Here is a 21,291-nt window from a genome sequence, read left to right as displayed (position 1 = left end):
CCTTTCCCGTCCGTCACCTGGCACGACCCTTGAACGAGGAGCACGAGACACCATGGCCATCGAGGTTCGCATCCCCACCATCCTGCGCAGCTACACCGGCGGCGCGAAGGTCGTCGAGGGCAGTGGCGACACGCTCGCCGACCTGCTCACCGACCTGGACTCCCGGCACGCCGGCCTGCGGGGCCGGCTGGTCACCGACGCCGGCGCGTTGCACCGGTTCGTCAACGTCTACGTCAACGACGAGGACGTCCGTTTCCTCGGCGCGCTGGACGCGAAGCTCAACGACGGCGACAGCGTGACCATCCTGCCGGCCGTGGCCGGCGGCGCGTTCGGCTTCGCCGCGGCAGCGGCGATCGCGTCGCACAGCGCCGCGGCAGCGGCGACCGCCTCGCACGCGAGGTCCGCGCGCGCCGTCGCCGTCCGCTAGGCGGCCCGCCATGGCGCGGTACGACAGCCTGCTCGACGCCTCCGGGGGCACGCCGCTGGTCGGCCTGCCCCGGCTCTCCCCGACCGTGCCCGACGGGGCGCCGCCGGTGCGGCTCTGGGCCAAGCTGGAGGACCGGAACCCGACCGGCAGCATCAAGGACCGCGCGGCCCTGTTCATGGTCCGCGCGGCCGAGGAGGCCGGCCGGCTCCGCCCCGGCGACACCATCCTGGAGCCGACCAGCGGCAACACCGGCATCTCGCTGGCCATGGTGGCGAAGCTGCGCGGCTACCGGCTGGTCTGCGTGATGCCGGAGAACGTCTCCACCGAGCGGGTGCAGCTGCTCCGGATGTACGGCGCGGAGATCATCTTCTCGCCGGCCGCCGGCGGCTCGAACCAGGCCGTCGCCACCGCCAAGCAGATCGCGGCCGAGCACCCCGACTGGGTGATGCTCTACCAGTACGGCAACGAGGCGAACGCCCGGGCGCACTACGAGACGACCGGGCCGGAGCTGTTGCACGACCTGCCGGGCATCACCCACTTCGTGGCCGGGCTGGGCACCACCGGCACGCTCATGGGCACCGGCCGCTACCTGCGGGAGAAGGTCGACGGCATCCAGATCGTGGCGGCCGAGCCGCGTTACGGCGAGCTGGTCTACGGCCTGCGCAACATCGACGAGGGCTACGTGCCCGAGCTGTACGACGCCGGGGTGCTGTCCCGGCGCTTCTCGGTGGGCACCCGGGACGCGGTGCTGCGTACCCGGCAGCTCGTCGAGGTGGAGGGGATCTTCGCCGGTTTCTCCACCGGCGCGATCCTGCACGCCGCGCTCGCCGTGGCGCACGAGGCGGTGAAGGCGGGCCGCCGCGCCGACGTGGCGTTCGTGGTCTGCGACGGCGGCTGGAAGTACCTGTCCACCGGGGCGTACGGCGGCACGCTCGCGGACGCCGAGGACGCGCTGGACGGTCAACTCTGGGCCTGACGGCCCGGTGGCGATCCGGTCGGTGGGGACACACCGGCCGGATCGCCGCGATCTCCCGGATCCTGGACGCGTATGGGTGTCACGTTGATGACAACTTCCGGTAGATGATTCTTGCCCGACCGGCCGCCGCGTAGGCTGCGCAGCGTGGCGAGCGCGTCGGTGGAGATCAACGGCGGGGCGGCTGCCGACGCATCGACTACCCACGGTGAGATCGAGGCAACCGGATGCGACTGACCGTCCTCGGCTGTGCGGGCAGCTTCCCGGGCCCCGAATCGCCCTGCTCCGCCTATCTGATGGAGGCCGACGGGTTCCGGCTCCTGGTCGACTTCGGCGCGGGTTCGCTCTCCACGCTCCAGCGTTACGTCGGGCTGCACGCCCCGGACGCCATCCTCCTCACCCACCTGCACTGCGACCACATGTTCGACGCGGTGAACTACGTGGTGGTGCGCCGGTACGCCCCGGACGGCCCCTACCCGCCCCTGCCGATGTACGCGCCCTCCGGCGCGCCCGACCGGCTGGCCAGCGCGTACGGGCAGGAGGAGGGCACGGTGGAGGACGTCTACCAGTTCTACAGCCTCCAGCCGGGCACGTTCCCGATCGGCCCGTTCACCGTCACCGTCGACCGGATGAACCACCCGGTCGAGACGTACGGGGTGCGGCTGGAGCACGGCGGCCGGGTGTTCTGCTACTCCGCCGACACGGCGCCCTGCGAGGCGCTGCTGCGCCTGGCCCAGGACGCCGACGTGTTCCTCTGCGAGGCCAGCTACCTGGACGGCATGGACAATCCGCCGGATCTGCACCTGACCGGCCGGGAGGCCGGTGAGGCGGCCACCAAGGCGGGGGTGGGCCGGCTGCTGCTCACCCACCTCGTTCCCGCGTGGGGCAGCGAGTCGCACACCCTGGAGTCGGCGGCCGGGGCGTACGCCGGGCCGATCGAGGTGGTCCGCGCCGGCGCCGGCTACGACGTCTGAGCGACAGCCGGCCCGCGCGTTGCCGTACTGTTCGCCGGCCGGTCAGCGTGTGGTCGCCTGCCGCATCCGTGCGGCCCGCACGCTCGGGCCATGCGGATCGCCATCGTCACCGAGTCGTTCCCGCCGGATGTCAACGGCGTGGCGAACTCGGTCGTCCGGGCCGCCGAGCACCTGGTCGCCCGCGGTCACGAGCCGCTGGTCGTCGCGCCCGCCCCGGCCGGCGGCCGGCGTCGCCGGGCCGACCACCACGCCTATCCGGTGGTGCGTGTCCCGAGCGTGCCCCTGCCCCGTTACCAGGGCTTCCGCCTCGGCGTGCCGCGCGTCGGGCTGACCGGCGCGCTGCTCGGGCACCGGCCCGACGTGGTCCATCTGGCCAGCCCTTTCGTGCTCGGCGCGGCCGGGGCGTCGGTGGCCGCCCGGCACGGCCTGCCCGCGGTCGCGGTCTACCAGACAGACGTCGCGGCCTACGCCCGGGCGTACCGGGTGGGGTGGGGCGAGGCCGCCGCGTGGCGGCGGATCCGGGAGATCCACAACTCCGCGCAGCGCACCCTCGCGCCGTCCACCCGCGCCGCGGCGGACCTGATCACCCACGGGGTACGGCGGATCTGGCTGTGGCGGCGGGGCGTGGACGCGGTCCGGTTCCACCCGGCACGGCGGAGCGTTCGGCTCCGCGCGACGCTCGCCCCGGACGGCGAACTGCTGGTCGGCTACGTCGGCCGGCTCGCCCCGGAGAAGCGGGTGGAACTGCTCGCGCCGATCACCGCCCTGCCCGGCGTGCGGGTGGTGGTGGTCGGCGACGGACCGGTGCGCCGGCAACTCGAACGCGCGCTGCCGTCGGCGCGGTTCCTCGGCGTGCGGCACGACGACGCGCTGGCCGAGCTGTACGCCAGCCTGGACGTGTTCGTCCACACCGGACCGCACGAGACGTTCGGGCAGACGCTCCAGGAGGCCGCGGCGAGCGGCGTACCCGTGGTGGCGCCGGCCAGCGGCGGTCCGGTGGACCTGGTCGAGTCGGGGGTGACCGGGCTGCTGGTGCCGCCGGACGACGGCGCGGCGCTGGCCGCCGCCGTGGCCGAGCTGGCCGCCGATCCGGCGCGGCGGGCCCGGTACGGCGCGGCGGCCCGCGTCGCGGTGGCCCGGCGCAGCTGGGACGCGGTCGGTGACGAGCTGATCGGGCACTACGAGGCCGTGCTGGCCGGCACGCCCGCCGCCGGCCGGCTCCCGGCGTGACCGGGGCCGGTCCCCGCCCGGTCCGCATCGTCCGGCTCGCCAACTTCGTGACGGCGCGCTCCGGCGGGCTGCGGACGGCGTTGCGGCAGTTGGGCGCCGGCTATCTGGCCGCCGGTCACGAACCCGTGCTGGTGATCCCCGGCGCGCGCCCCTCGGACCGCATGCGTCCGTGGGGGCGCGAGATCGCCCTGCCCGGACCGGAACTGCCCGGCACCGGCGGCTACCGGGTGCTGTCGGACCGGCGGGGGCTGGCCCGGCTCCTCACCGACCTGGCCCCGGACCGGATCGAGGTCTCCGACCGCAGCACGCTGCGCTGGACCGGCCGCTGGGCCCGGGAGCACGGGGTGCGCTCGACGATGGTCTCGCACGAGAGCCTGACCGGGCTGCTCGGTCAGTGGGGGATGCCGACCGGGCTGGCCCGGCGGACCGCCGACCGGCTGAACCGCGAGACGGCACGCCGGTACGACCGGATCGTCTGCACCACCGGCTGGGCCGCCGAGGAGTTCGTCCGGCTGGACGGGCCGCCGGTGGAGCGGGTGCCGCTCGGTGTCGACCTGGACACGTTCCATCCCCGTCGTGCCGACCCGGCGCTGCGGGAACGGTACGCCGACGACTCCGAGGTGCTGCTGGTGCACTGCGCCCGGCTCTCCGTGGAGAAGCGCCCCGCGCTGGCGGTGGCCGCGCTGGCCCGGCTGCGACGTGCCGGCGTACCGGCGGTCCTGGTGCTGGCCGGTGACGGGCCGCTGCGGCCGGCGCTGACCCGGTCGGCGGCGGGCCTGCCGGTGCACTTCACCGGTTTCCTGCCGGACCGGCTGGCGGTGGCCGCGCTGCTGGCCAGCGCGGACGTGGCGCTCGCACCGGGGCCGGTGGAGACGTTCGGCCTGGCCGGGCTGGAGGCGCTCGCGTGCGGCACGCCGGTGGTGGCGAACGCGGCGAGCGCCCTGCCGGAGGTGGTCGGCGCGGGCGGGCTCGCCGCGTACGGCACCCCGGCGGCGTTCGCCGTCGCGGTCCGCCGACTGCTGGACCGGCCGGCGGCGCAGCGCCGTGCCGCCGCCCGGGCCCGCGCCGAGGAGTTCGGCTGGCCGGCCGCGGTCTCGGGTTTCCTCCGCGCGCACGGCGTCGACCCGCCGGAGCGCTGACCGGCCGGCGGCACCCGTGGGCGGTGCGATCGGCGCACCGCATAGGGTGCAGGCATGGCGCGACCTGACGGGCGGCGGCCCGACCAACTCCGACCGGTGACCCTGACCCGGGGCTGGAGCACCCACCCGGAGGGCTCGGTGCTCGTCGAGTTCGGCGCGACGCGGGTGCTCTGCACGGCCAGCGTCACCGAGGGGGTGCCCCGCTGGCGCAAGGGTTCCGGGCTGGGCTGGGTGACCGCCGAGTACGCGATGCTGCCGAGGGCCACCAACACCCGCTCCGACCGGGAGAGCGTCCGCGGCAAGGTCGGCGGTCGCACCCACGAGATCTCCCGGCTGATCGGTCGCAGCCTGCGCGCCTGCGTCGACCTCAAGGCGCTGGGCGAGAACTCCGTGGTGCTCGACTGCGACGTGCTCCAGGCCGACGGCGGCACCCGCACCGCCGCGATCACCGGTGCGTACGTCGCGCTGTACGACGCGGTGACCTGGCTGGCCGAGCGCAAGTCGCTGACCGGCAAGGTGGAGAAGGTGATGCACCGGTCGGTGTCCGCGGTCAGCGTCGGCGTGATCGGCGGCGAGCCGATGCTCGACCTCTGCTACGCCGAGGACGTGACCGCCGAGGTGGACATGAACGTGGTCTGCACCGGCGCCGGCGACTTCGTCGAGGTGCAGGGGACGGGCGAGGCCGGTGTCTTCGCCCGCGACCAGCTCGACGCGCTGCTCGACCTGGGCGTGGCGGGTTGTCTGGAACTGGCCGACGCACAGCGGAAGGCGCTGAACCTGTGACCGACAACAAGGTGCTGCTGGCCACCCGTAACCGCAAGAAGCTCGTCGAGTTGCAGCGGATCCTGGACGGCGCGCTCGGCGCCCACCGGGTCGCCCTGGTCGGCCTGGACGACGTGGCGGAATATCCGGAGCTGCCGGAGACCGGCCTGACGTTCGGCGAGAACGCGCTGATCAAGGCGCGGGAGGGCTGCCGGCGCACCGGCCTGCCGACCATCGCCGACGATTCGGGCATCGCGGTGGACGCGCTCAACGGCATGCCCGGCGTGTTCAGCGCCCGCTGGTCCGGCCGGCACGGCGACGACCGGGCCAACCTCCAGCTCCTGCTGGACCAGGTGGGCGACGTGCCGGACGAGCACCGGGGCGCGGCCTTCGTCTGCACGGTGGCGCTGGTGCTGCCGAGCGGCAAGGAGCACCTGGTCGACGGCCGGCAGCCGGGCCGGCTGCTGCGCGCGCCGCGCGGCGAGGGCGGGTTCGGCTACGACCCGATCTTCCTCGGCGACGGGCAGGAGCGGACCAACGCCGAGCTGACGCCGGCGGAGAAGGACGCGGTCAGCCACCGCGGCAAGGCGCTGCGGGAGCTGGCCAAGCTGGTCGCCAAGGTGCTCCCCGCGGCCGGCTGACGGCGTCCCCGTGACGGAGCGGACGACCGTGGACCTCGCGGGTCCAGGCGTGCTGTGGAGCCGGTGGGGGGTGCTCGGCGCGACTCTCGCCGCGCTCGGCCACGACGACGTCTGGTGGATCGACGCCGACGGGGCCCACCACGACGACCACGGGGGCAACTGGGGGCGGCTGGTCCTCCTCGCCGACGACCGGGCGGTGCTGTTCGGCTACGACCACGAGTACAGCGACACGGTGGACGCGAGTCCCCCGATCGACCTGCTCGCCGGCGCGCCCGCCTGGCTGCCCTGGGCGGAACTGGTCCGGCACGCCGACGACGACCAGCTCGGCTACGTCTACTGGCACGAGCACGGCGACTGGCACCGGGTCCGCTACCCGGACCGGGTCGCCGACGGCCTCCCGCAGACCGTCGGCGCCGTCCTCGACGCCGACCGCGCCCGCCGGGAACTGGCGGAGGTGGTCTTCGAGTGGGCCGGGCACGACGCCGACGGCGAGGCGGAACGGGCGGACGTGGCGACCCACGCCGACCGACTGCTCGCCGCCGCGGCCGGCCACGCGGTCGACGCGGCTGCGCTCACCGGTCTGCTCGGGCGGGTCCGGTCCGTTCCGGTCGATCTGGACGCCGCCCTCGCCTCGGCGGCGAGGGCCGGTCTCACCCCCGGCGCTGTCGTACCGGTCGTGCCGGCGAGTGCCGAGGTGCCGCACCGGCGGGTCCGGAAGCTCAGTGAGACGCAGCACGAACGGCTGGTCTGGGCGGCCATGGGTGAGGCGGCCGAGCTGCCCCGCCCGGAGCCGGCCGACACCGGGGCACTGGCGGCGCTGGTGGACTGGGCGCGCCTCCGGGCCCCGGGCGCGGACGGCCGGTCCTCCGTGGTCGTGGAGGCGCTGGACGGCGCGATGCGCCAGATCCCGGGCGAGTGCTGCCCGGTGGACCGGCCCGGGGACGGTTTCCGGGACCTCTTCACGCTGGTGAAGGAACTCCGGGCGGCCGAGGCCGACGCCCGGCACGGACGCTGGATCTTCCTGCGGGTGGCGACCACGTCGGACGGTTTCTCCGTCGAGCGCCGGTACGACTCCTGGCCGGACTGGATGGGGCCGCGGGACAGCGGCCCGTGGCTGTCCCACCTGCGCACCGAGATGCGGTCCCGGGCCGCCGAGTTCCGGCCCACCTGGACCGCGCTGCTCGACCCGGACGTCGCCTACCTCACCACCCCACCCCCGGACCCCGGCCGCTGATTCCCGGAAAGCGTGGCCATTCGACGTCGAACAGCCACGCTTTCCGTCAATCAGCGCGAAAGCAAGGGGAGGGCTCAGGCGAGGGGGCCGGTTGCGCGCTCGATGGCGGCGCGCAGGTCGGGGCCGGCGACGACGGATCGGGCCGCCTCCATCAGCGGGGCGAGGAAGACGTCCGGACCGGGGTCGCCGATCGTGTCGCCGAGCGCGTCCAACGCGGCCCGGCCGGCCGGGGACGGCTCCAGCGGCGCGCGGAGCTGGAGCCCGCGTACCGCCGCCAGCAGCTCCACCGCGAGCAGGCTGGCCAGGTTGTCCAGCACGGTGCGCAACTTCTTGGTGGCCGCCCAGCCCATCGAGACGTGGTCCTCCTGCATGCCGCTGGTGGGCAGCGAGTCGACCGAGGCGGGGGCCGCCAGCCGGCGGTTCTCCGCGACGATGCCGGCGGCGGTGTACTGCGCGATCATCAGCCCGGAGTTCACCCCGGCGTCGGGGGAGAGGAACGCCGGCAGGTCCCGGTTACGGGCCACGTCCAGCAGCCGGTCCACCCGCCGTTCGGCGATCGCGCCCACCTCGGCGGCGGCGATGGCCAGGTAGTCGGCGGCGAAGCCGAGCGGCGCGCCGTGGAAGTTGCCCGTCGACTCGACCCGCCCGTCCGGCAGCACCACCGGGTTGTCCACCACGGACGTCAGCTCCCGGCCGGCGACCACCTCGACGAAGTCCAGCGTGTCGCGGGCCGCGCCGGCCACCTGCGGCGCGCACCGCATCGAGTACGCGTCCTGCACCGCGTGGGCCAGGTCGTCGCGGTGCGAGTCCATCACCGCCGAGCCCTGGAGCAGCCGGTGGATGTTCGCGGCCGAGGCGGCCTGGCCGGGGTGCGGGCGGATGGCGTGCAGCTCGGGCAGGAACGGCCGCTCCGAGCCGAGCATCGCCTCGATGGCCAGCGCGGCGGTCACGTCGGCCATGGCGAACAGGTGCCGGGCGTCGGAGACGGCCAGCAGCAGCATGCCGAGCATGCCGTCGGTGCCGTTGATCAGCGCCAGCCCCTCCTTGGCGGCCAGCTCGACCGGGGCCAGCCCGACCCGGCGCAGCGCGTCCGTGGCGGGGATCCGGTCGCCGGCCGGGCCGAGCACCCAGCCCTCGCCGAGCAGCACCAGCGCGCAGTGCGCCAGCGGCGCCAGGTCACCGGACGCGCCCAGCGAGCCGTGTTCCGGCACCCACGGGGTGATCTCGTGGTTGAGCAGGTCCACGAGCGCCTCGGCGACGAGCGGGCGGACGCCGGAGCGGCCGAGCGCGAGCGAGCGTACCCGCAGCAGCATCATGGCGCGCACCACCTCGCGGGGCATCGGCGCGCCCACCCCGGCCGCGTGCGAGCGGATCAGCGCGTGCTGCAACTCGGCTCGCCGCTCGGGGGCGACGAACGTGTTGGCCAGCGCCCCGAACCCGGTCGAGACGCCGTACACCGGGCGGCCGGCGGCCTCGATGCCGTCCACGATGGACCGGCTGGTCGCCATCGCCTCGACGGCGGCGGGGTCGAGCACGACCTTGGCGGTGCCGCGGGCGACCGCGAGCACGTCGGCGGGGGTGACCCCGGTGGACAGGATGGTGACGGTGGTCATCGTGGCACTCCGTTGTGCAGAACCTGGCGGATCAGTGGCACCCCCGGCCGGTAGGCCAGGTGCAGGTGGGTCGGCGCGTCGAGGACGACCAGGTCGGCCCGGGCCCCGACGGTCAGCCGCCCGACGTCGGTGCGGCGCAGCGCCGCCGCCCCGCCGGCGGTCGCCGCCCACACCGCCTCCGCCGGGGTCATCCCCATCTCGCGTACGGCGAGCGCGACGCAGAACGGCATCGACGAGGTGTACGACGAGCCGGGGTTGCAGTCGGTGGCCAGCGCCACGGTGACACCGGCGTCGAGCAGCCGGCGGGCGTCCGGGTAGGGCGACCGGGTGGAGAACTCGGCGCCGGGCAGCAGCGTGGCGACCGTCTCCGAGCCGGCGAGCGCGTCCACGTCGGCGTCGGTCAGGTGGGTGCAGTGGTCGACGCTGGCCGCGCCCAGTTCCACGCCGAGCCGGACGCCCGGCCCGGGGCCGAGCTGGTTGGCGTGCAGCCGGACGCCCAACCCGACCGCCTGCCCGCAGGTGAGGATCGCCCGGGCGTGGTCGGCGTCGAACGCGCCCCGCTCGCAGAACACGTCGATCCAGCGGGCGTACGGCGCGGCGGCGGCCAGCATCGGCCCGCACACCAGGCCCACGTAGTCGTCGGGCCGGTCGGCGTACTCGGCGGGCACCACGTGCGCGCCGAGGAACGTGGTGTCCTCGGTGAACTCGGCGGCGATCCGCAGCGAGCGGGCCTCGTCGGCGACGCTCAGGCCGTACCCGCTCTTGATCTCGACGGTGGTGGTGCCCTGCCGCCGCATCTCCGCGCGCAGCCGGCCCACGGTGGCGCGCAGGTCGTCGTCGGAGGCGGCGCGCGTCGCGCCGACGGTGGTCCGGATGCCGCCGCCGGTGTACGGCTCGCCGGCCATCCGGGCGGCGAACTCGGCGGCCCGGTCACCGGCGAAGACCAGGTGGGCGTGGCTGTCCACGAAGCCGGGCAGCACCGCCGCGCCGGCGGCGTCGACGCGCCGGCCGGCGGCGGGCGCGTAGCGGGCCGGACCGACCCAGGCCACCCGCCCGTCCTCGACCAGCAGCGCGGCGTCGCGGCGGACGCCCAGCGGGTCACCGCCCCGGCCGTCGTTGGTGACCAGCTCACCGATGTTGTCCACGAGCAGGCTGCCGGTCATGACGTGACCACCGCGATCGAGTCCCGCAGCTCGGTGGGGACGTCCACCGTCAGGTGCCGGCCGTCGGCCACCACGGTCCGGCCGTCCACCACCACCTGCGTGACGTCGGCGGCGGTGGCCGCGAAGAACACGCCGACCGGCGGCACCCCGGCGGTGCGGGCGCTGTCCAGCCGTACCGTCACCAGGTCGGCCCGGTCGCCGACGGCGAGCCGGCCGGCGTCGCCCCAGCCCAGCGCGACGTGGCCGGTCACGGTGGCGGCGGCGAGCAGCTCGGCGGCGGTGAAGTGCCCGCGTCTGCGGGTGCGCAGCCGTTCGTCCAGCTCCACCGCGCGGGCCTCCTCGAACAGGTCGACCACGGCGTGGCTGTCGCTGCCCAGGCTCAGCGGGCTGCCCGCCTCGGCGATGCGCCGGGCCGGGCCGATCCCGTCGGCCAGGTCCCGTTCCGTGGTGGGGCAGAGGCAGACGCCGGTGCCGCTGTCGCCGAGCAGCGTCACGTCGGCGGCGGTCGGGTGGGTGGCATGCACGGCGGTGGTGTGCCGGCCGAGCGCCCCGTGGTCGGCCAGCAGCCGGGTCGGCGTGCAGCCGTGCACGGCCCGGCAGGCGTCGTTCTCGGCCGGCTGTTCGGAGACGTGCGCGTGCAGCGGCAGCCCGTGCCGGTCCGCCCAGCCGGCCACGGTGGCGAGCTGCCCGGCCGGCACCGCGCGCACCGAGTGGATCGCCGCGCCGCGTCGCACGTGCCCGTCGGTCGGGCGGAACGCGTCGACGCGTTCCGCCCAGCGCAGCGCGTCGCCGTCGTCGAACCGGCGCTGCGGTCCGACCAGCTCCGCGCCGTCCACGCCCGCCGTCAGATACGCGGCGTCCAGCAGCGTGAGCCGGATCCCGGCGTGCGCGGCGGCCTCCACCAGCGCCTCGGACATCACGTTCGGGTCGTCGTACCGGGTGCCGTCCGGGCCGTGGTGCAGGTAGTGGAACTCGCCGACGCAGGTGATCCCGGCGAGCGCCATCTCCGCGTACGCGGCCCGGGCCAGCGCCAGGTAGGAGTCGGGGTCGAGGCGGGCGGCGACCGCGTACATCGGGTCCCGCCAGGACCAGAAGTCGCCCCGGCCGGCGTGGGTGCGCCCACGCAGCGCCCGGTGGAACGCGTGCGAGTGGGCGTTGGCCAGGCCGGGCAGCGTCAGGCCGGGCAGCCGGACGGCGTCCACCGTCACCCCGGCGGCCGGCGGACCGCCACCGGTCAGCGGCGTGACGGCGGTGAGCCGCCCGTCCGTCGCCTCGATCAGCACGTCCGGCGTGGGTTCGGCGTCCTCGGGCAGCCAGGCGTACTCGGCCAGCCAGCGGGTCAGCGGCATGCCAGTTCCTCCAGCACCCGGGCCAGGGCGGTCACCCCGGCCGCGCAGTCGGCGTCGGTGGCGGACTCGGCCGGGGAGTGCGACACCCCGGTCGGGTTCCGCACGAACAGCATCGCGGTGGGCAGGTGCGCGGCCAGCACGCCGGCGTCGTGGCCGGCGCCGGTCGGCAGCGTCGGCGCGTCGAGCAGCGCGACCAGCCGCCGCGCGAGCCCGCCGTCGAACGCGACGAGCGGCGTCGCCGACTCCCGCGTGCAGGTCAGCGCCGTGCCGTCCCGGCCGGCCCGCTCGGTGGCCTTGGCGCGTACCGCCTCGACCAGGCCGTCCAGCGTCGCCGCCTCGGCCGCCCGGGCGTCCAGCCAGCCGGTGACCCGGGACGGGATCGCGTTGGTGGCGTTCGGCTCGACCGACACCCGGCCGACGGTGGCGTGCGCGTCGCGCAGCCGGGCCTCCTTGTTCGCCGCGAGCACGGTGAACGCGTAGGTGAGCATCGGGTCGCGCCGGTCGGCCATCCGGGTCGTACCGGCGTGGTTGCCCTCGCCGGTGAAGTCGAACCGCCACCGGCCGTGCGGCCAGATGGCGGACGCCACCGCGACCGGCGCGTCCGCGTCGACGAGCGCGCGGCCCTGCTCGACGTGCAGCTCCACGAAGGCCGCGAAGCGGCCGAGCAGCGCCGGGTCGGCGCCCGCCGGCCGCCCGCCCAGCGCGTCGGCGAAGCTCACCCCGGCCTGGTCGCGCAGCCCGGCCGCGCGGTCGACGTCGATCTCGCCGGTGAGCAGCCGCGACCCCAGGCAGGGTACGCCGAACCGGGCGCCCTCCTCCTCCACGAACGCGGCCACCACGACGGGCCGGTCCGGGGTGGCCCCGGCGGCCCGCAGCTCGTCCACGGCGAGGAACGCGCTGACGATGCCGAGCGGCCCGTCATAGGCGCCGCCGTGCGGCACCGAGTCGAAGTGGCTGCCGGTGAGCACCGCGCCGCCGGTCGCCGGGTCGCCCCACCAGGCGAACAGGTTGCCGTTGCCGTCCTCGCTGACCGGCATGCCCCGCCGGTCGGCCTGCTCCCGGAACCAGCCGCGCAGCCTGCGCTCCGGCTCGGTCAGCGCGTACCGCAGGTAGCCGCCGCTGCCGGCGTCCCGCCCGACCGGGGCGATCTCGTCCCACAGCTCCCGGAACCGGTCGGCCAGGTCGCTCACGAGTCACCCTCGGCCATCGGAACCCGGACGCCGGTGCGCTCCGCGACCTCGCGGGCGTCGTCGTAGCCGGCGTCCACGTGCCGGATCACGCCCATCGCGGGGTCGTTGGTGAGCACCCGCTCGATCTTCTGCCCGGCGAGCGCGCTGCCGTCGGCGACGCAGACCTGCCCGGCGTGGATGGACCGGCCGATGCCCACCCCGCCGCCGTGGTGGATGGACACCCAGGACGCGCCGCTCGCGGTGTTGACAAGCGCGTTGAGCAGCGGCCAGTCGGCGATCGCGTCGGAGCCGTCGGCCATCGCCTCGGTCTCCCGGTAGGGGCTGGCCACGCTGCCGCAGTCCAGGTGGTCCCGGCCGATCACCACCGGCGCGCTCAGCTCACCGGAGGCCACCATCTCGTTGAACCGCACCCCGGCGCGGTCCCGCTCGCCGTAGCCGAGCCAGCAGATCCGGGCCGGCAGGCCCTGGAACGCGACCCGCTCGCCGGCCATCCGCATCCACCGGGCGAGCGACTCGTTCTCCGGGAACAGGTCGAGGATGGCCCGGTCGGTGGCGGCGATGTCGCGCGGGTCGCCGGAGAGCGCCGCCCACCGGAACGGGCCCTTGCCCTCGCAGAACAGCGGCCGGATGTACGCCGGCACGAAACCGGGGAAGTCGAACGCCCGCTCGTACCCGCCGAGCTTCGCCTCGCCCCGGATCGAGTTGCCGTAGTCGAACACCTCCGCGCCGGCGTCGAGGAAGCCGACCATCGCCTCGACGTGCTTCGCCATCGACGCCCGCGCCCGGTCGGTGAACTCGGCCGGCTTGGCCGCCGCGTAGTCCCGCGCGTCGCCCGGCTCCACCCCTTCCGGCAGGTACGACAGCGGGTCGTGCGCGCTGGTCTGGTCGGTCACGATGTCGATCTCGACGCCGCGCGCCAGCAGCTCGGGGAAGACGGTGGCCGCGTTGCCGACCACGCCGACGCTGAGCGCCCGCCGGTCCCGCTTCGCGGCCAGCGCCCGCTTCACCGCGTCGTCGAGCGAGTCGGCGATCTCGTCCAGGTAGCGGTCGTGCGCCCGGCGCTCCAACCGGGTCCGGTCCACGTCGACGATCAGGCAGACGCCGCCGTTCATGGTGACTGCCAGGGGCTGCGCCCCGCCCATCCCGCCGCAGCCGGCGGTGAGCGTCAGCGTGCCGGCGAGCGACCCACCGAAGCGCTTGGCGGCGACCGCGGCGAACGTCTCGTAGGTGCCCTGGAGGATGCCCTGGGTGCCGATGTAGATCCACGACCCGGCGGTCATCTGCCCGTACATGGTCAGGCCGAGCGATTCGAGGCGGCGGAACTCCGGCCAGGTGGCCCAGTCGCCGACCAGGTTGGAGTTGGCCAGCAGCACCCGCGGCGCCCACTCGTGGGTGCGCAGCACGCCGACCGGCCGGCCGGACTGCACCAGCATGGTCTCGTCGTCGCGCAGCTCGGTGAGCGTCCGCACCAACGCGTGGTAGGACGGCCAGTCCCGGGCCGCCTTTCCGGTGCCGCCGTAGACGACCAGGTCGTCGGGGCGCTCGGCCACCTCCGGGTCGAGGTTGTTCATCAGCATCCGCAGCGCGGCCTCCTGCGGCCACCCCTTCGCGGTGCGTACGGTGCCGCGGGCGGCGCGGACGGGCTGGTGCATCTCGTACTCCTCTCAGCCGAGGAACAACTGGCGGCGGGCGGCGGACGACTCGAACGCCTCGAGCCGGGCCTGGGTCTCGGCCGGGGCGGCGTCGCAGATCGCCTGCAACACCACCATGGCCAGCGTCATCGGGGCGGTGTGCAGGTCGAAGACGAGGTCGGTGCCGACCGCGGCGGGCAGCACCACCTCGGCGTGGTCGGTGGCCGGGCTGACCGGGGAGTCGGTGATGGCCACCACCGTCAGCCCGGCGTCGCGGGCCTCGCGCAGCGCGTCGAGCGTCTCCCGGGGGTAGCGGGGCAGCACGAACGCGAGCAGCGCGGTGGCGCCGGCGGCGACGGCCTGGTCGAGACGGTCGGCGAGCAGGCTGCCGCCGTCGTCGAGGACCCGCACGTCCGGGTGCACCTTCGCGGCGAAGTACGCGAAGTACGCGGCCAGCGGCGCGGCGGCGCGCAACCCGAGCACCGGCAGTGGTCGGGTGGCCGCCAGCAGCCTGCCCACCTCGGCGATCCGGTCGGCATCGGCGAGTTGCCCGGCGAGCCGGTCGAGGTTGTCCCGCTCGGCGTGCACCGCCCGTTGCAGGGCGTTCCCGGCCGCGGCCGGCTCGGTCGTCCCGGTGGCGGCCAGGTCCCGCAGCCGGCGGCGCAGCGCGGGGTAGCCGTCGTGCCCGAGCGTCATGGCGAACCGGGTCACCGACGGCTGGCTGACCCCGGCCAGTTCGGCCACCTCCGCCGCGGACAGGTACGCCGCCGCGCCGGCGTGGCGTACCAGGCAGTGCGCGATGCGGCGCTGGGTCGGGGTGAGCCGCACGCCGTGGAAGAGGTCGAGCAGGCGGTCGGCGCTGGACGCACCGGTTTCATTCACCCGCTGACTCTATGCATCAAATATTTCACTGGCAAGAAGAGGCTGCCGTGCCGCTGCCGACCATGAGGACCCACGCGATGGTGGTCACCCTCAGTCATCTTGCTGACGCCCCTTGTGAAGGACGTCAACCATCTATACGGTTCACCTGCCTTGTCTTGCTGCCACGGGGGTTGACTTGACCAAGCAGCCGTTTCCTGCTGCCCTGTTTCGATCGAGCCGTTCTGCCCAGGTCTGGGCCGGCAGGGTCTCGACATTTCTCGTTCTCATCCTTGTCGCGACTCTGCTGCAACCCTTCACCCCTGCTCAGGCGGAAACGAATCCCCCGAGCAGGGAATGGACCGTCGCCTACCTCTTCTCGAACGGTCCATCGGTCCGACGGGCTGCGGAAGCGGCCCTGCTCGGAACCGATGCGGACCTGAGAGCTTTCCGCGACTCCTTGCGCGAGGAGGCCCAGCGGGAGGATGAGCGGGCGGCGGCCCAGACGTTGGCATCGATGGACGGACCGGCGATGCGTGCGGCCGCGCTCGAGGTTCTCGCGAGCACACCGGAGGCGATCCGCGCCTTCGTCAACGGGGGCTGGGAGACCGCCTGGGCCTCGGACGAGCGTGTGCGGGCCTACCGGCTGTTGGAGTCAGGCGGCCCGACTGTCCGGGCTGCTGCGCAGGCAGCGTTGAACGGCACGCCAGAAGAACTGACGAAGTTCTTGGCGGAGGGTCGATTCGCGGCGGCGCAAGCCGACGACCGGTTGGCGGCGACGCGGATGCTGACCGGCGGGGCGAACAACAGCGGCCCGGTACTCGACAGCGCCGCACAGCAGGCGCTGGCGGGTACGGCGGATGAGCTACGGGAGTTCATCACAGCCGGCCAGTTCGTGGCTCGGGCCCGAGACGCGGAGTTGGCATCGATCCGGAGTCTGACGGAGCAGGCCAAGGACGCCAGTGAGACGACCTCGCGGGAGGCGCTGGCCGCCACCGAGGCATCGGACCGGGCAGCAGCGGCGGCCGAGGAGGCGAAGAAGGCGGCACAGACCGCCGCTACCGAGACGGCTGCAGCCGGTGGTGCTGCCAAGAAGGCATCCGCGGCGGCTGGGCGGGCGGCGGATGCCGCAGACAGTGCGGCTGAAGCGGCGGGTGAGGCGGTCAGCGCCTCGAATGCGGCGATGCGGGCGGCGCGGGTGGCGTCTGATGCGGCGCGGAAGGCGACGACGGCGGCGTCGTTGACGGCACAGGCCGCCACGCGCGCTCAGCGCGCCGCGGCGGACGCGCGGACGGATGCGGGTAAGGCGGCGGCGGCGCGCCAGGCGGCGCAGGCGGCGCGGGATGCCGCGCGTAAGGCGCGTGAGCTCGATCAGGTGAAGGTCGAACGGGACCGCGCGCTCGCCCAGGCGAAGTCGGCAAGTACTGCGGCGAAGGGTGCGAGCGCGAACGCGGACATCGCGGCGGCTGAAGCTCGGCGGGCTGGTTCTCAGGCGGGTGTTTCTGCGGAGCAGGCGAAGCGGGCGCGGGATGCGGCTGCGCGGGCGCAGGCGCAGGCGGCGGCGGCGTCGCGGGCGGCTGATCGGGCGTATGCGTTGGCGCAGGCGGCGGCGAAGGCGTCGGATGAGGCGTTCGAGTTCGCGCGGCGGGCGGCGGCGCATGCGGAGGCGGCGGCGGATGCGGCGGATGCGGCTGCGGCTGCGGCGGGTGATGCGGCGAAGGCCGCGGTGGAGTCGGCGAAGCATGCGGCGGCTGCGGTGTTGGCGTCGAACACGGCGGTGGAGGCGGCGAACAAGGCTGTCGAGTTGGAGCGGTTGGCGCGTGCGGAGGACGACACGCGGTTAGCGGAGTCCACCGAGCAGGGCGTGCTGGGGGCGCAGGAGGCCCTTGCCGTTGAGCAGACCGCCAAGGCTAGTGCTGGCGCGGTCGCTGCGTGGAACCGCAAGTTGTTGTGGGACACAGCGGAGGAGGATCGGGTCGATCCGGCGACGCGGCAGTTGCTGACGGAGGCGACCGCGTCGGGTGTCACCACCGAGGTCATGCTCGACCGTGGCCGCCGCGCCGCGATCAACCTGCTGACCACCGGCGGTGAGTGGACACGCGCTGCTGCTGAGGAGGTTCTCGCCGGCGGTGAGGTGGAGCTGCGGTCGTGGCTGACGGATGGTCGTCGGCTTGCGGTTGGTCAGGATGATCGGGCGCGGGTGTGGCATCTGGTCGACACGTTGCCGGACGGGAATGAGAAGTCGGCGGCGCAGGTGGCGTTGGCTGGTGACGACGCGGCGGTGCAGGCGTTTTTGCGGACGCGGAGTTATCCGGGTAAGGCGACGCTTGATCGGCAGGCGGTCTACAAGATTTTGGAGACGGCGGGGCCGACGCTGAAGGCGGCTGCGGAGCGGGCGTTGGCGGGGACGAACGCGGATCGGCACGAGTTTCTGCGGTCGGGTCAGTACGCGGCGCGGACGGCTGATGACCGGCTTGAGGCGTATCGGGTCATTGACGCGGGTGGTCCGCAGGTGAAGGCGGCCGGGCAGGTGGCGTTGGCGGGGCCGTCGTCGTACATCTCGTATTTCTTGACGGCTGGTCGTTTTCAGGCGGCGCAGCGGGATCAGGAGCAGGCCGCGCATGTGGCGGCGGTGCAGGCGTTGATCGCGCAGGCGCAGCGGTACGCGCAGAGCGCGGTGTCGGACGCGGCGGAGGCGAACCGGGTCGCGGCGGTCGCGGCGGGTAAGGCGGCGGAGGCGCAGACGTATGCGCAGCAGGCGGCGGCGTCGGCGAACAAGGCGGCGCAGTATGCCACCGATGCCAACAACTCGGCGGTCGCGGCGAAGAACTCAGCCGACCAGGCTGCTCAGTCGGCTGTTACCGCCCGCAACGCGGCGAACTCGGCCCAGGCCAGCGCCGACCAGGCCGCCCAATCCGCCGCCACCGCGTCGGCGGCGTCCCGGCGAGCCAAGCAGGCTTCGGAGGCTGCTTCCCAGGCGAGTTGGGATGCCCGGCAGTCAGCCATCCGTGCCGGCCAGGATGCCTTGGCCGCCGACCTCGCGGCCAAGGAAGCCAGTCGGATCTACACGACCCGGCTGAAGGAGTACGAGCAACAGCGGCGGAGCACGGCGCCCGGAAGCGGCAGCGGCGGGACCGGTACTGCTCTGGAGGAGCACAAGACCTGGGGCTGTCTGGTACCCAAGCCGTCGCTGACGAAGGACTGCCTGAAGGTCTACGGCGACTTCGCCCTTGCCGTGACCAGGCCGGCCATCTGCGACGTCCCCGCCAACATGGATCGACCGGGCTGCCTGATGGTGGGCGATCTCAAGGCCTTCGTCAATGAGAACCCCGAGCTGGTACTCGACATGTTGCAGCTGGTGCTCATGGCGTGCGGGCTCGCGCCGGGCGCTGGGGAAGCGTGCGACGGTGTCGACGCGGCGGTGTCGTTCGCACGGGGCGACTGGGTCGGCGGTCTTCTGTCGATCGGGTCGATGGTGCCCTTCGCCGGCTACTTCGCCACCGGCGCGAAGGCTGGCAAGGCGGCGGACAAGCTCCGCGAACTGCAGAAGGTCACCGAGGCGCTGTCGAAGTGCAACAGCTTCGCGCCGGGCACCAAAGTAGTGATGGCGGACGGATCGACCAAGCCGATCGAAGATGTCCGAGTCGGGGAGGAGGTCCTTTCGACCGACCCCGACTCCGGAAGAACCGATCCGAAGAAGGTCGACGGGCTGATCTACGGGTTCGGTGAGAAGCAGCTCGTCGATCTGACATTCGACGTCGATGGCGCCGACGGCGACGCTGCGGTGTCCATCACTGCTACCTCTAACCACCCCTTCTGGGTGCCGGACGCCAAGGCCTGGGTCGAGGCGGTCTCCCTCTCGCCCGGACAGTGGGTACGCACCGCCAGCGGGACCTGGCTGCAGGTCGACTCGGTAGCGAAGAGGCTGGTCCGGTCCGAGGTCTACAACCTCAGCATTGCTGGCTATCACACCTTCTATGTCGCCGCCGGCGCCGCCAGCTTCCTTGTCCACAACGCCGGGATCTGTGGGAACCGAGCAGTAGCCGAGGGCGACTGGCAGCACGTGCTCGACCGTCACCGAACGGGCGGGAGCCTGGTGGACGACGAGGCGGGGATCTTCACCGGCAAGGAGAAGATCGTGCGGCAGCGGGTCGTCGACACCATCAACCGGGGAACGCCGAGGAACAACACGCCCGACCCGAAGACGGGAGAGCCCCGACCCGGCAAGATCTACCAGTGGGACCACGGCGTCAAGGTAGGCGAGAGTGGCCCGGCCAACGGGAGGCAAGAACTGCGGAGCATCTGCGCGGTCGTGAACGAGGGCAAGTTGGTGACCGCGTATCCGTGCTGATGCCACGCCGCTTTCATGGCCTCGACGTGAGGAGGATTGGGTGCTTGTCCTGACATTTTCGCTGCCTCCGGCTGACTCTGGGTGGGGCCGGACGTGGTCGCTTCCTCCGGACGCGGATCCGGCTCACATGTCCGAGATGGACCTCCGCTACAAGTATTTTGCCGCCAGGGTGAAGATGGCGGTCGGCGAAATCGCCGTCGTCTCGCCCGGGGGGCACGTTCAACTCGTGGATCTCGCCCTCTCCTTCAAGGGTGCCGAAGCGCGCCTGGGGCGCGGCGAGGATGCATCATTCGGCTTCACGGAGAAGCCCGAGGTGATTCACTTCCGCACGGCTGGGTCAACTGTCCACATCGAGTCCTCCGAGAAGCCCTATCGGGTGGACGTGGAGACACGAGCCCTTGTGTCGGAACTCGCGAAGTTCAGGAAAGCGGTATACGACTGCATCACGAAGGCGGTCCCGCAAATTGTTGCGAACGAGTCGATCCGACAGATTCACTCAACGGAGTGAGGCTCAGTAGTGGCGTGCGGGGCTCGCGGTTCACCTCGCGGACCCCGGCCTTGCCGTGACTCCTGAATCCACCCGGCAAACAGTCCGTGGTCCTTCCTGGGCCTCGATTTACCTCCACATCACCTAGGCGGGAGTTCATGAGAAGAGCTGCAGCATTCGGCGCGGCGATTGCTATGTCCGGGGTGGCCGTGTTCGCGGCCAACTCCGGGTCGTTCGCCGCGGACACTCCGTCGTCGCTTGAGGAGGATTTCAACTACCCGGGCGCCGCCAAGATCCTGGCGGACCACGGGCTCAAGCTGTACAAGGGTGACGGTCACATCATCTGGACCGGCACCCGGTCGATCGAAGACGACCAACCGTGCACCCCGGACGAGATCCAGGTCGAGCAGATTCCCGACGTCAGCGGCTTCTACCACTGCTTCAAGGTGCTGGGAACGTCCGGCTATCTCACTCTGGAGATCCCCGGGACCTTCGGCGTCCGGGCCGGAGACGAAATCGTCGAGGCGACGGCGAAACTGCCGGGCGGGGACAGGAAGTTCACCATCCCGGCGAACGAGCCGGTGGCGATCGATCCGGGCAGCGGCGGGGACCTGCCGCAGGCGATCCTGGTCGAACTTCGGGTCAACTGACCAAGGAAAGCGCAATTATGGTGGACCGTCGCCGGTTGGCGGCGGTCCGTCATTTTAGCCGAACGACCGCGACCTCTACGACGTGGCGACGTTCCCGGAGACGCTGGGGCTGAGCCGACGCGGCTGAGTGACGGTGCTCGACGGGCAGGTATGCCCGGTGACCATGACGACGCTCGACGGTGCCGCCGCCGGCGACCAGCGGGGGCAGGAGGCGGTCACCAACGCGGCGAACGTGCTGGCGCAGGCACCCGACGGCCACCGTCCGGCAGTAGATGGGCATCATCGGCCGCGCGCGCCGCAGATGTGGGAGGCCGGGTCGGCCAGCGGCGCCCCCGGCAGCTACGCGAGCACCCCGGCAACGCCGGGACGGTCGGCCGGTCTGCGCGACTCTGGCACCGGCACAGAGCTAGCTCCCGCCACGTCCGCCCCTGTCGCTCCGACGCGGATCGGGCGGTCGCCTCCGGCGCGTCGCTGGCCGGAGGAACGTTGTGCCTGAGCGACATGCCTCACAGTCATAATGATGACTCTCTGGTATATCGCTTAAGAATCGGTTCGTTCTTTCGCCGGGGCCACGCACGGTAACCAGCGGGTCAAGCGCGGCCGAGGCGGCGACCGTCGT

Annotated in this window: 17 protein-coding genes; 11 read left to right on the top strand and 6 right to left on the bottom strand. The window is 73.2% G+C overall.

Translation table 11 applies throughout. The features are described 5' to 3' along the window. Positions 1-52: 52 nt before the first annotated feature. The 8 genes from TPA0908_RS08005 (at position 53) to TPA0908_RS07970 (ending at position 7,380) form a co-directional block, all read left to right on the top strand. A complete protein-coding gene (locus tag TPA0908_RS08005; protein ID WP_281936099.1) occupies positions 53-427 on the top strand; it encodes a MoaD/ThiS family protein in 375 nt (124 codons plus the stop codon). 10 nt (positions 428-437) lie between these two features. Next, the gene (locus TPA0908_RS08000; protein ID WP_281936097.1) at positions 438-1,403 is read left to right on the top strand and encodes a PLP-dependent cysteine synthase family protein; all 966 of its coding nucleotides are present in this window, start codon (positions 438-440) and stop codon (positions 1,401-1,403) included. Positions 1,404-1,627: 224 nt separating this feature from the next. Continuing rightward, a complete protein-coding gene (locus TPA0908_RS07995) occupies positions 1,628-2,374 on the top strand; it encodes an MBL fold metallo-hydrolase (protein ID WP_281936095.1) in 747 nt (248 codons plus the stop codon). A 90-nt stretch (positions 2,375-2,464) separates the two neighbouring features. Continuing rightward, the gene (locus TPA0908_RS07990) at positions 2,465-3,604 is read left to right on the top strand and encodes a glycosyltransferase family 4 protein (RefSeq protein WP_281936093.1); all 1,140 of its coding nucleotides are present in this window, start codon (positions 2,465-2,467) and stop codon (positions 3,602-3,604) included. Next, positions 3,601-4,743, top strand: a complete 1,143-nt coding sequence (locus tag TPA0908_RS07985; RefSeq protein ID WP_281936090.1) for a glycosyltransferase — start codon at positions 3,601-3,603, stop codon at positions 4,741-4,743. The genes TPA0908_RS07990 and TPA0908_RS07985 overlap by 4 nt, the downstream gene beginning before the upstream one ends. A 54-nt stretch (positions 4,744-4,797) precedes the next feature. Continuing rightward, positions 4,798-5,526, top strand: a complete 729-nt coding sequence (rph, locus tag TPA0908_RS07980; protein WP_107162398.1) for a ribonuclease PH — start codon at positions 4,798-4,800, stop codon at positions 5,524-5,526. Beyond that, the gene (gene rdgB / locus TPA0908_RS07975; RefSeq protein ID WP_281936088.1) at positions 5,523-6,146 is read left to right on the top strand and encodes an RdgB/HAM1 family non-canonical purine NTP pyrophosphatase; all 624 of its coding nucleotides are present in this window, start codon (positions 5,523-5,525) and stop codon (positions 6,144-6,146) included. Before rph ends, rdgB begins: the two co-directional genes overlap by 4 nt. Positions 6,147-6,156: 10 nt before the next feature. Continuing rightward, the gene (locus TPA0908_RS07970; RefSeq protein WP_281936087.1) at positions 6,157-7,380 is read left to right on the top strand and encodes a hypothetical protein; all 1,224 of its coding nucleotides are present in this window, start codon (positions 6,157-6,159) and stop codon (positions 7,378-7,380) included. A gap of 74 nt (positions 7,381-7,454) precedes the next feature. Here TPA0908_RS07970 and hutH read toward each other — a convergent pair whose 3' ends face one another. The 6 genes from hutH to TPA0908_RS07940 are packed head-to-tail and all read right to left on the bottom strand — an operon-like array spanning position 7,455 to position 15,208. Continuing rightward, positions 7,455-8,993 carry a histidine ammonia-lyase gene (gene hutH, locus TPA0908_RS07965; RefSeq protein ID WP_281936085.1) on the bottom strand — a complete coding sequence of 513 codons (1,539 nt, stop codon included), beginning with the start codon at positions 8,991-8,993 and terminating at the stop codon, positions 7,455-7,457. Then, complete coding sequence (hutI, locus tag TPA0908_RS07960) at positions 8,990-10,156, bottom strand: imidazolonepropionase (RefSeq protein WP_281936083.1); 1,167 nt, start codon at positions 10,154-10,156, stop codon at positions 8,990-8,992. Before hutI ends, hutH begins: the two co-directional genes overlap by 4 nt. Next, entirely contained in the window at positions 10,153-11,499 is a 1,347-nt protein-coding gene (locus tag TPA0908_RS07955) for a formimidoylglutamate deiminase (protein ID WP_281936293.1), read from the bottom strand. Before TPA0908_RS07955 ends, hutI begins: the two co-directional genes overlap by 4 nt. Beyond that, complete coding sequence (locus tag TPA0908_RS07950; RefSeq protein ID WP_281936081.1) at positions 11,496-12,695, bottom strand: allantoate amidohydrolase; 1,200 nt, start codon at positions 12,693-12,695, stop codon at positions 11,496-11,498. Before TPA0908_RS07950 ends, TPA0908_RS07955 begins: the two co-directional genes overlap by 4 nt. Then, complete coding sequence (hutU, locus tag TPA0908_RS07945) at positions 12,692-14,347, bottom strand: urocanate hydratase (protein WP_281936078.1); 1,656 nt, start codon at positions 14,345-14,347, stop codon at positions 12,692-12,694. Before hutU ends, TPA0908_RS07950 begins: the two co-directional genes overlap by 4 nt. Before the next feature lie 12 nt (positions 14,348-14,359). Further along, a complete protein-coding gene (locus tag TPA0908_RS07940; protein WP_281936076.1) occupies positions 14,360-15,208 on the bottom strand; it encodes a MurR/RpiR family transcriptional regulator in 849 nt (282 codons plus the stop codon). A gap of 175 nt (positions 15,209-15,383) precedes the next feature. Between TPA0908_RS07940 and TPA0908_RS07935 the strand changes: the two genes are divergently transcribed. The 3 genes from TPA0908_RS07935 to TPA0908_RS07925 all read left to right on the top strand — a co-directional run bounded on the left by TPA0908_RS07935 (position 15,384) and on the right by TPA0908_RS07925 (position 20,672). Further along, entirely contained in the window at positions 15,384-19,535 is a 4,152-nt protein-coding gene (locus TPA0908_RS07935) for a polymorphic toxin-type HINT domain-containing protein (protein WP_281936073.1), read from the top strand. Between the two features lie 127 nt (positions 19,536-19,662). After that, entirely contained in the window at positions 19,663-20,043 is a 381-nt protein-coding gene (locus tag TPA0908_RS07930; RefSeq protein WP_281936071.1) for a hypothetical protein, read from the top strand. Positions 20,044-20,180: 137 nt separating this feature from the next. After that, entirely contained in the window at positions 20,181-20,672 is a 492-nt protein-coding gene (locus TPA0908_RS07925) for a hypothetical protein (protein ID WP_281936069.1), read from the top strand. The last annotated feature ends 619 nt before the right edge of the window (positions 20,673-21,291 follow it).

It is taken from the genome of Micromonospora sp. AKA38 (assembly GCF_027925725.1).
Taxonomy (GTDB): Bacteria; Actinomycetota; Actinomycetes; order Mycobacteriales; family Micromonosporaceae; genus Micromonospora.
Note: the sequence above shows the minus strand (reverse complement) of the source record. Positions and strands in the feature narration are given on the sequence as shown.

Bases quoted from the DNA above. Each gene is read 5' to 3' on its own strand.
- TPA0908_RS07930 (WP_281936071.1), top strand. From the start codon at position 19,663: ATGTCCGAGATGGACCTCCGCTACAAGTATTTTGCCGCCAGGGTGAAG.
- rph (WP_107162398.1), top strand. From the start codon at position 4,798: ATGGCGCGACCTGACGGGCGGCGGCCCGACCAACTCCGACCGGTGACC.
- TPA0908_RS08000 (WP_281936097.1), top strand. From the start codon at position 438: ATGGCGCGGTACGACAGCCTGCTCGACGCCTCCGGGGGCACGCCGCTG.
- hutI (WP_281936083.1), bottom strand. From the start codon at position 10,156: ATGACCGGCAGCCTGCTCGTGGACAACATCGGTGAGCTGGTCACCAAC.
- TPA0908_RS07990 (WP_281936093.1), top strand. From the start codon at position 2,465: ATGCGGATCGCCATCGTCACCGAGTCGTTCCCGCCGGATGTCAACGGC.
- TPA0908_RS07925 (WP_281936069.1), top strand. From the start codon at position 20,181: ATGAGAAGAGCTGCAGCATTCGGCGCGGCGATTGCTATGTCCGGGGTG.
- hutH (WP_281936085.1), bottom strand. From the start codon at position 8,993: ATGACCACCGTCACCATCCTGTCCACCGGGGTCACCCCCGCCGACGTG.
- hutU (WP_281936078.1), bottom strand. From the start codon at position 14,347: ATGCACCAGCCCGTCCGCGCCGCCCGCGGCACCGTACGCACCGCGAAG.
- TPA0908_RS07995 (WP_281936095.1), top strand. From the start codon at position 1,628: ATGCGACTGACCGTCCTCGGCTGTGCGGGCAGCTTCCCGGGCCCCGAA.
- TPA0908_RS08005 (WP_281936099.1), top strand. From the start codon at position 53: ATGGCCATCGAGGTTCGCATCCCCACCATCCTGCGCAGCTACACCGGC.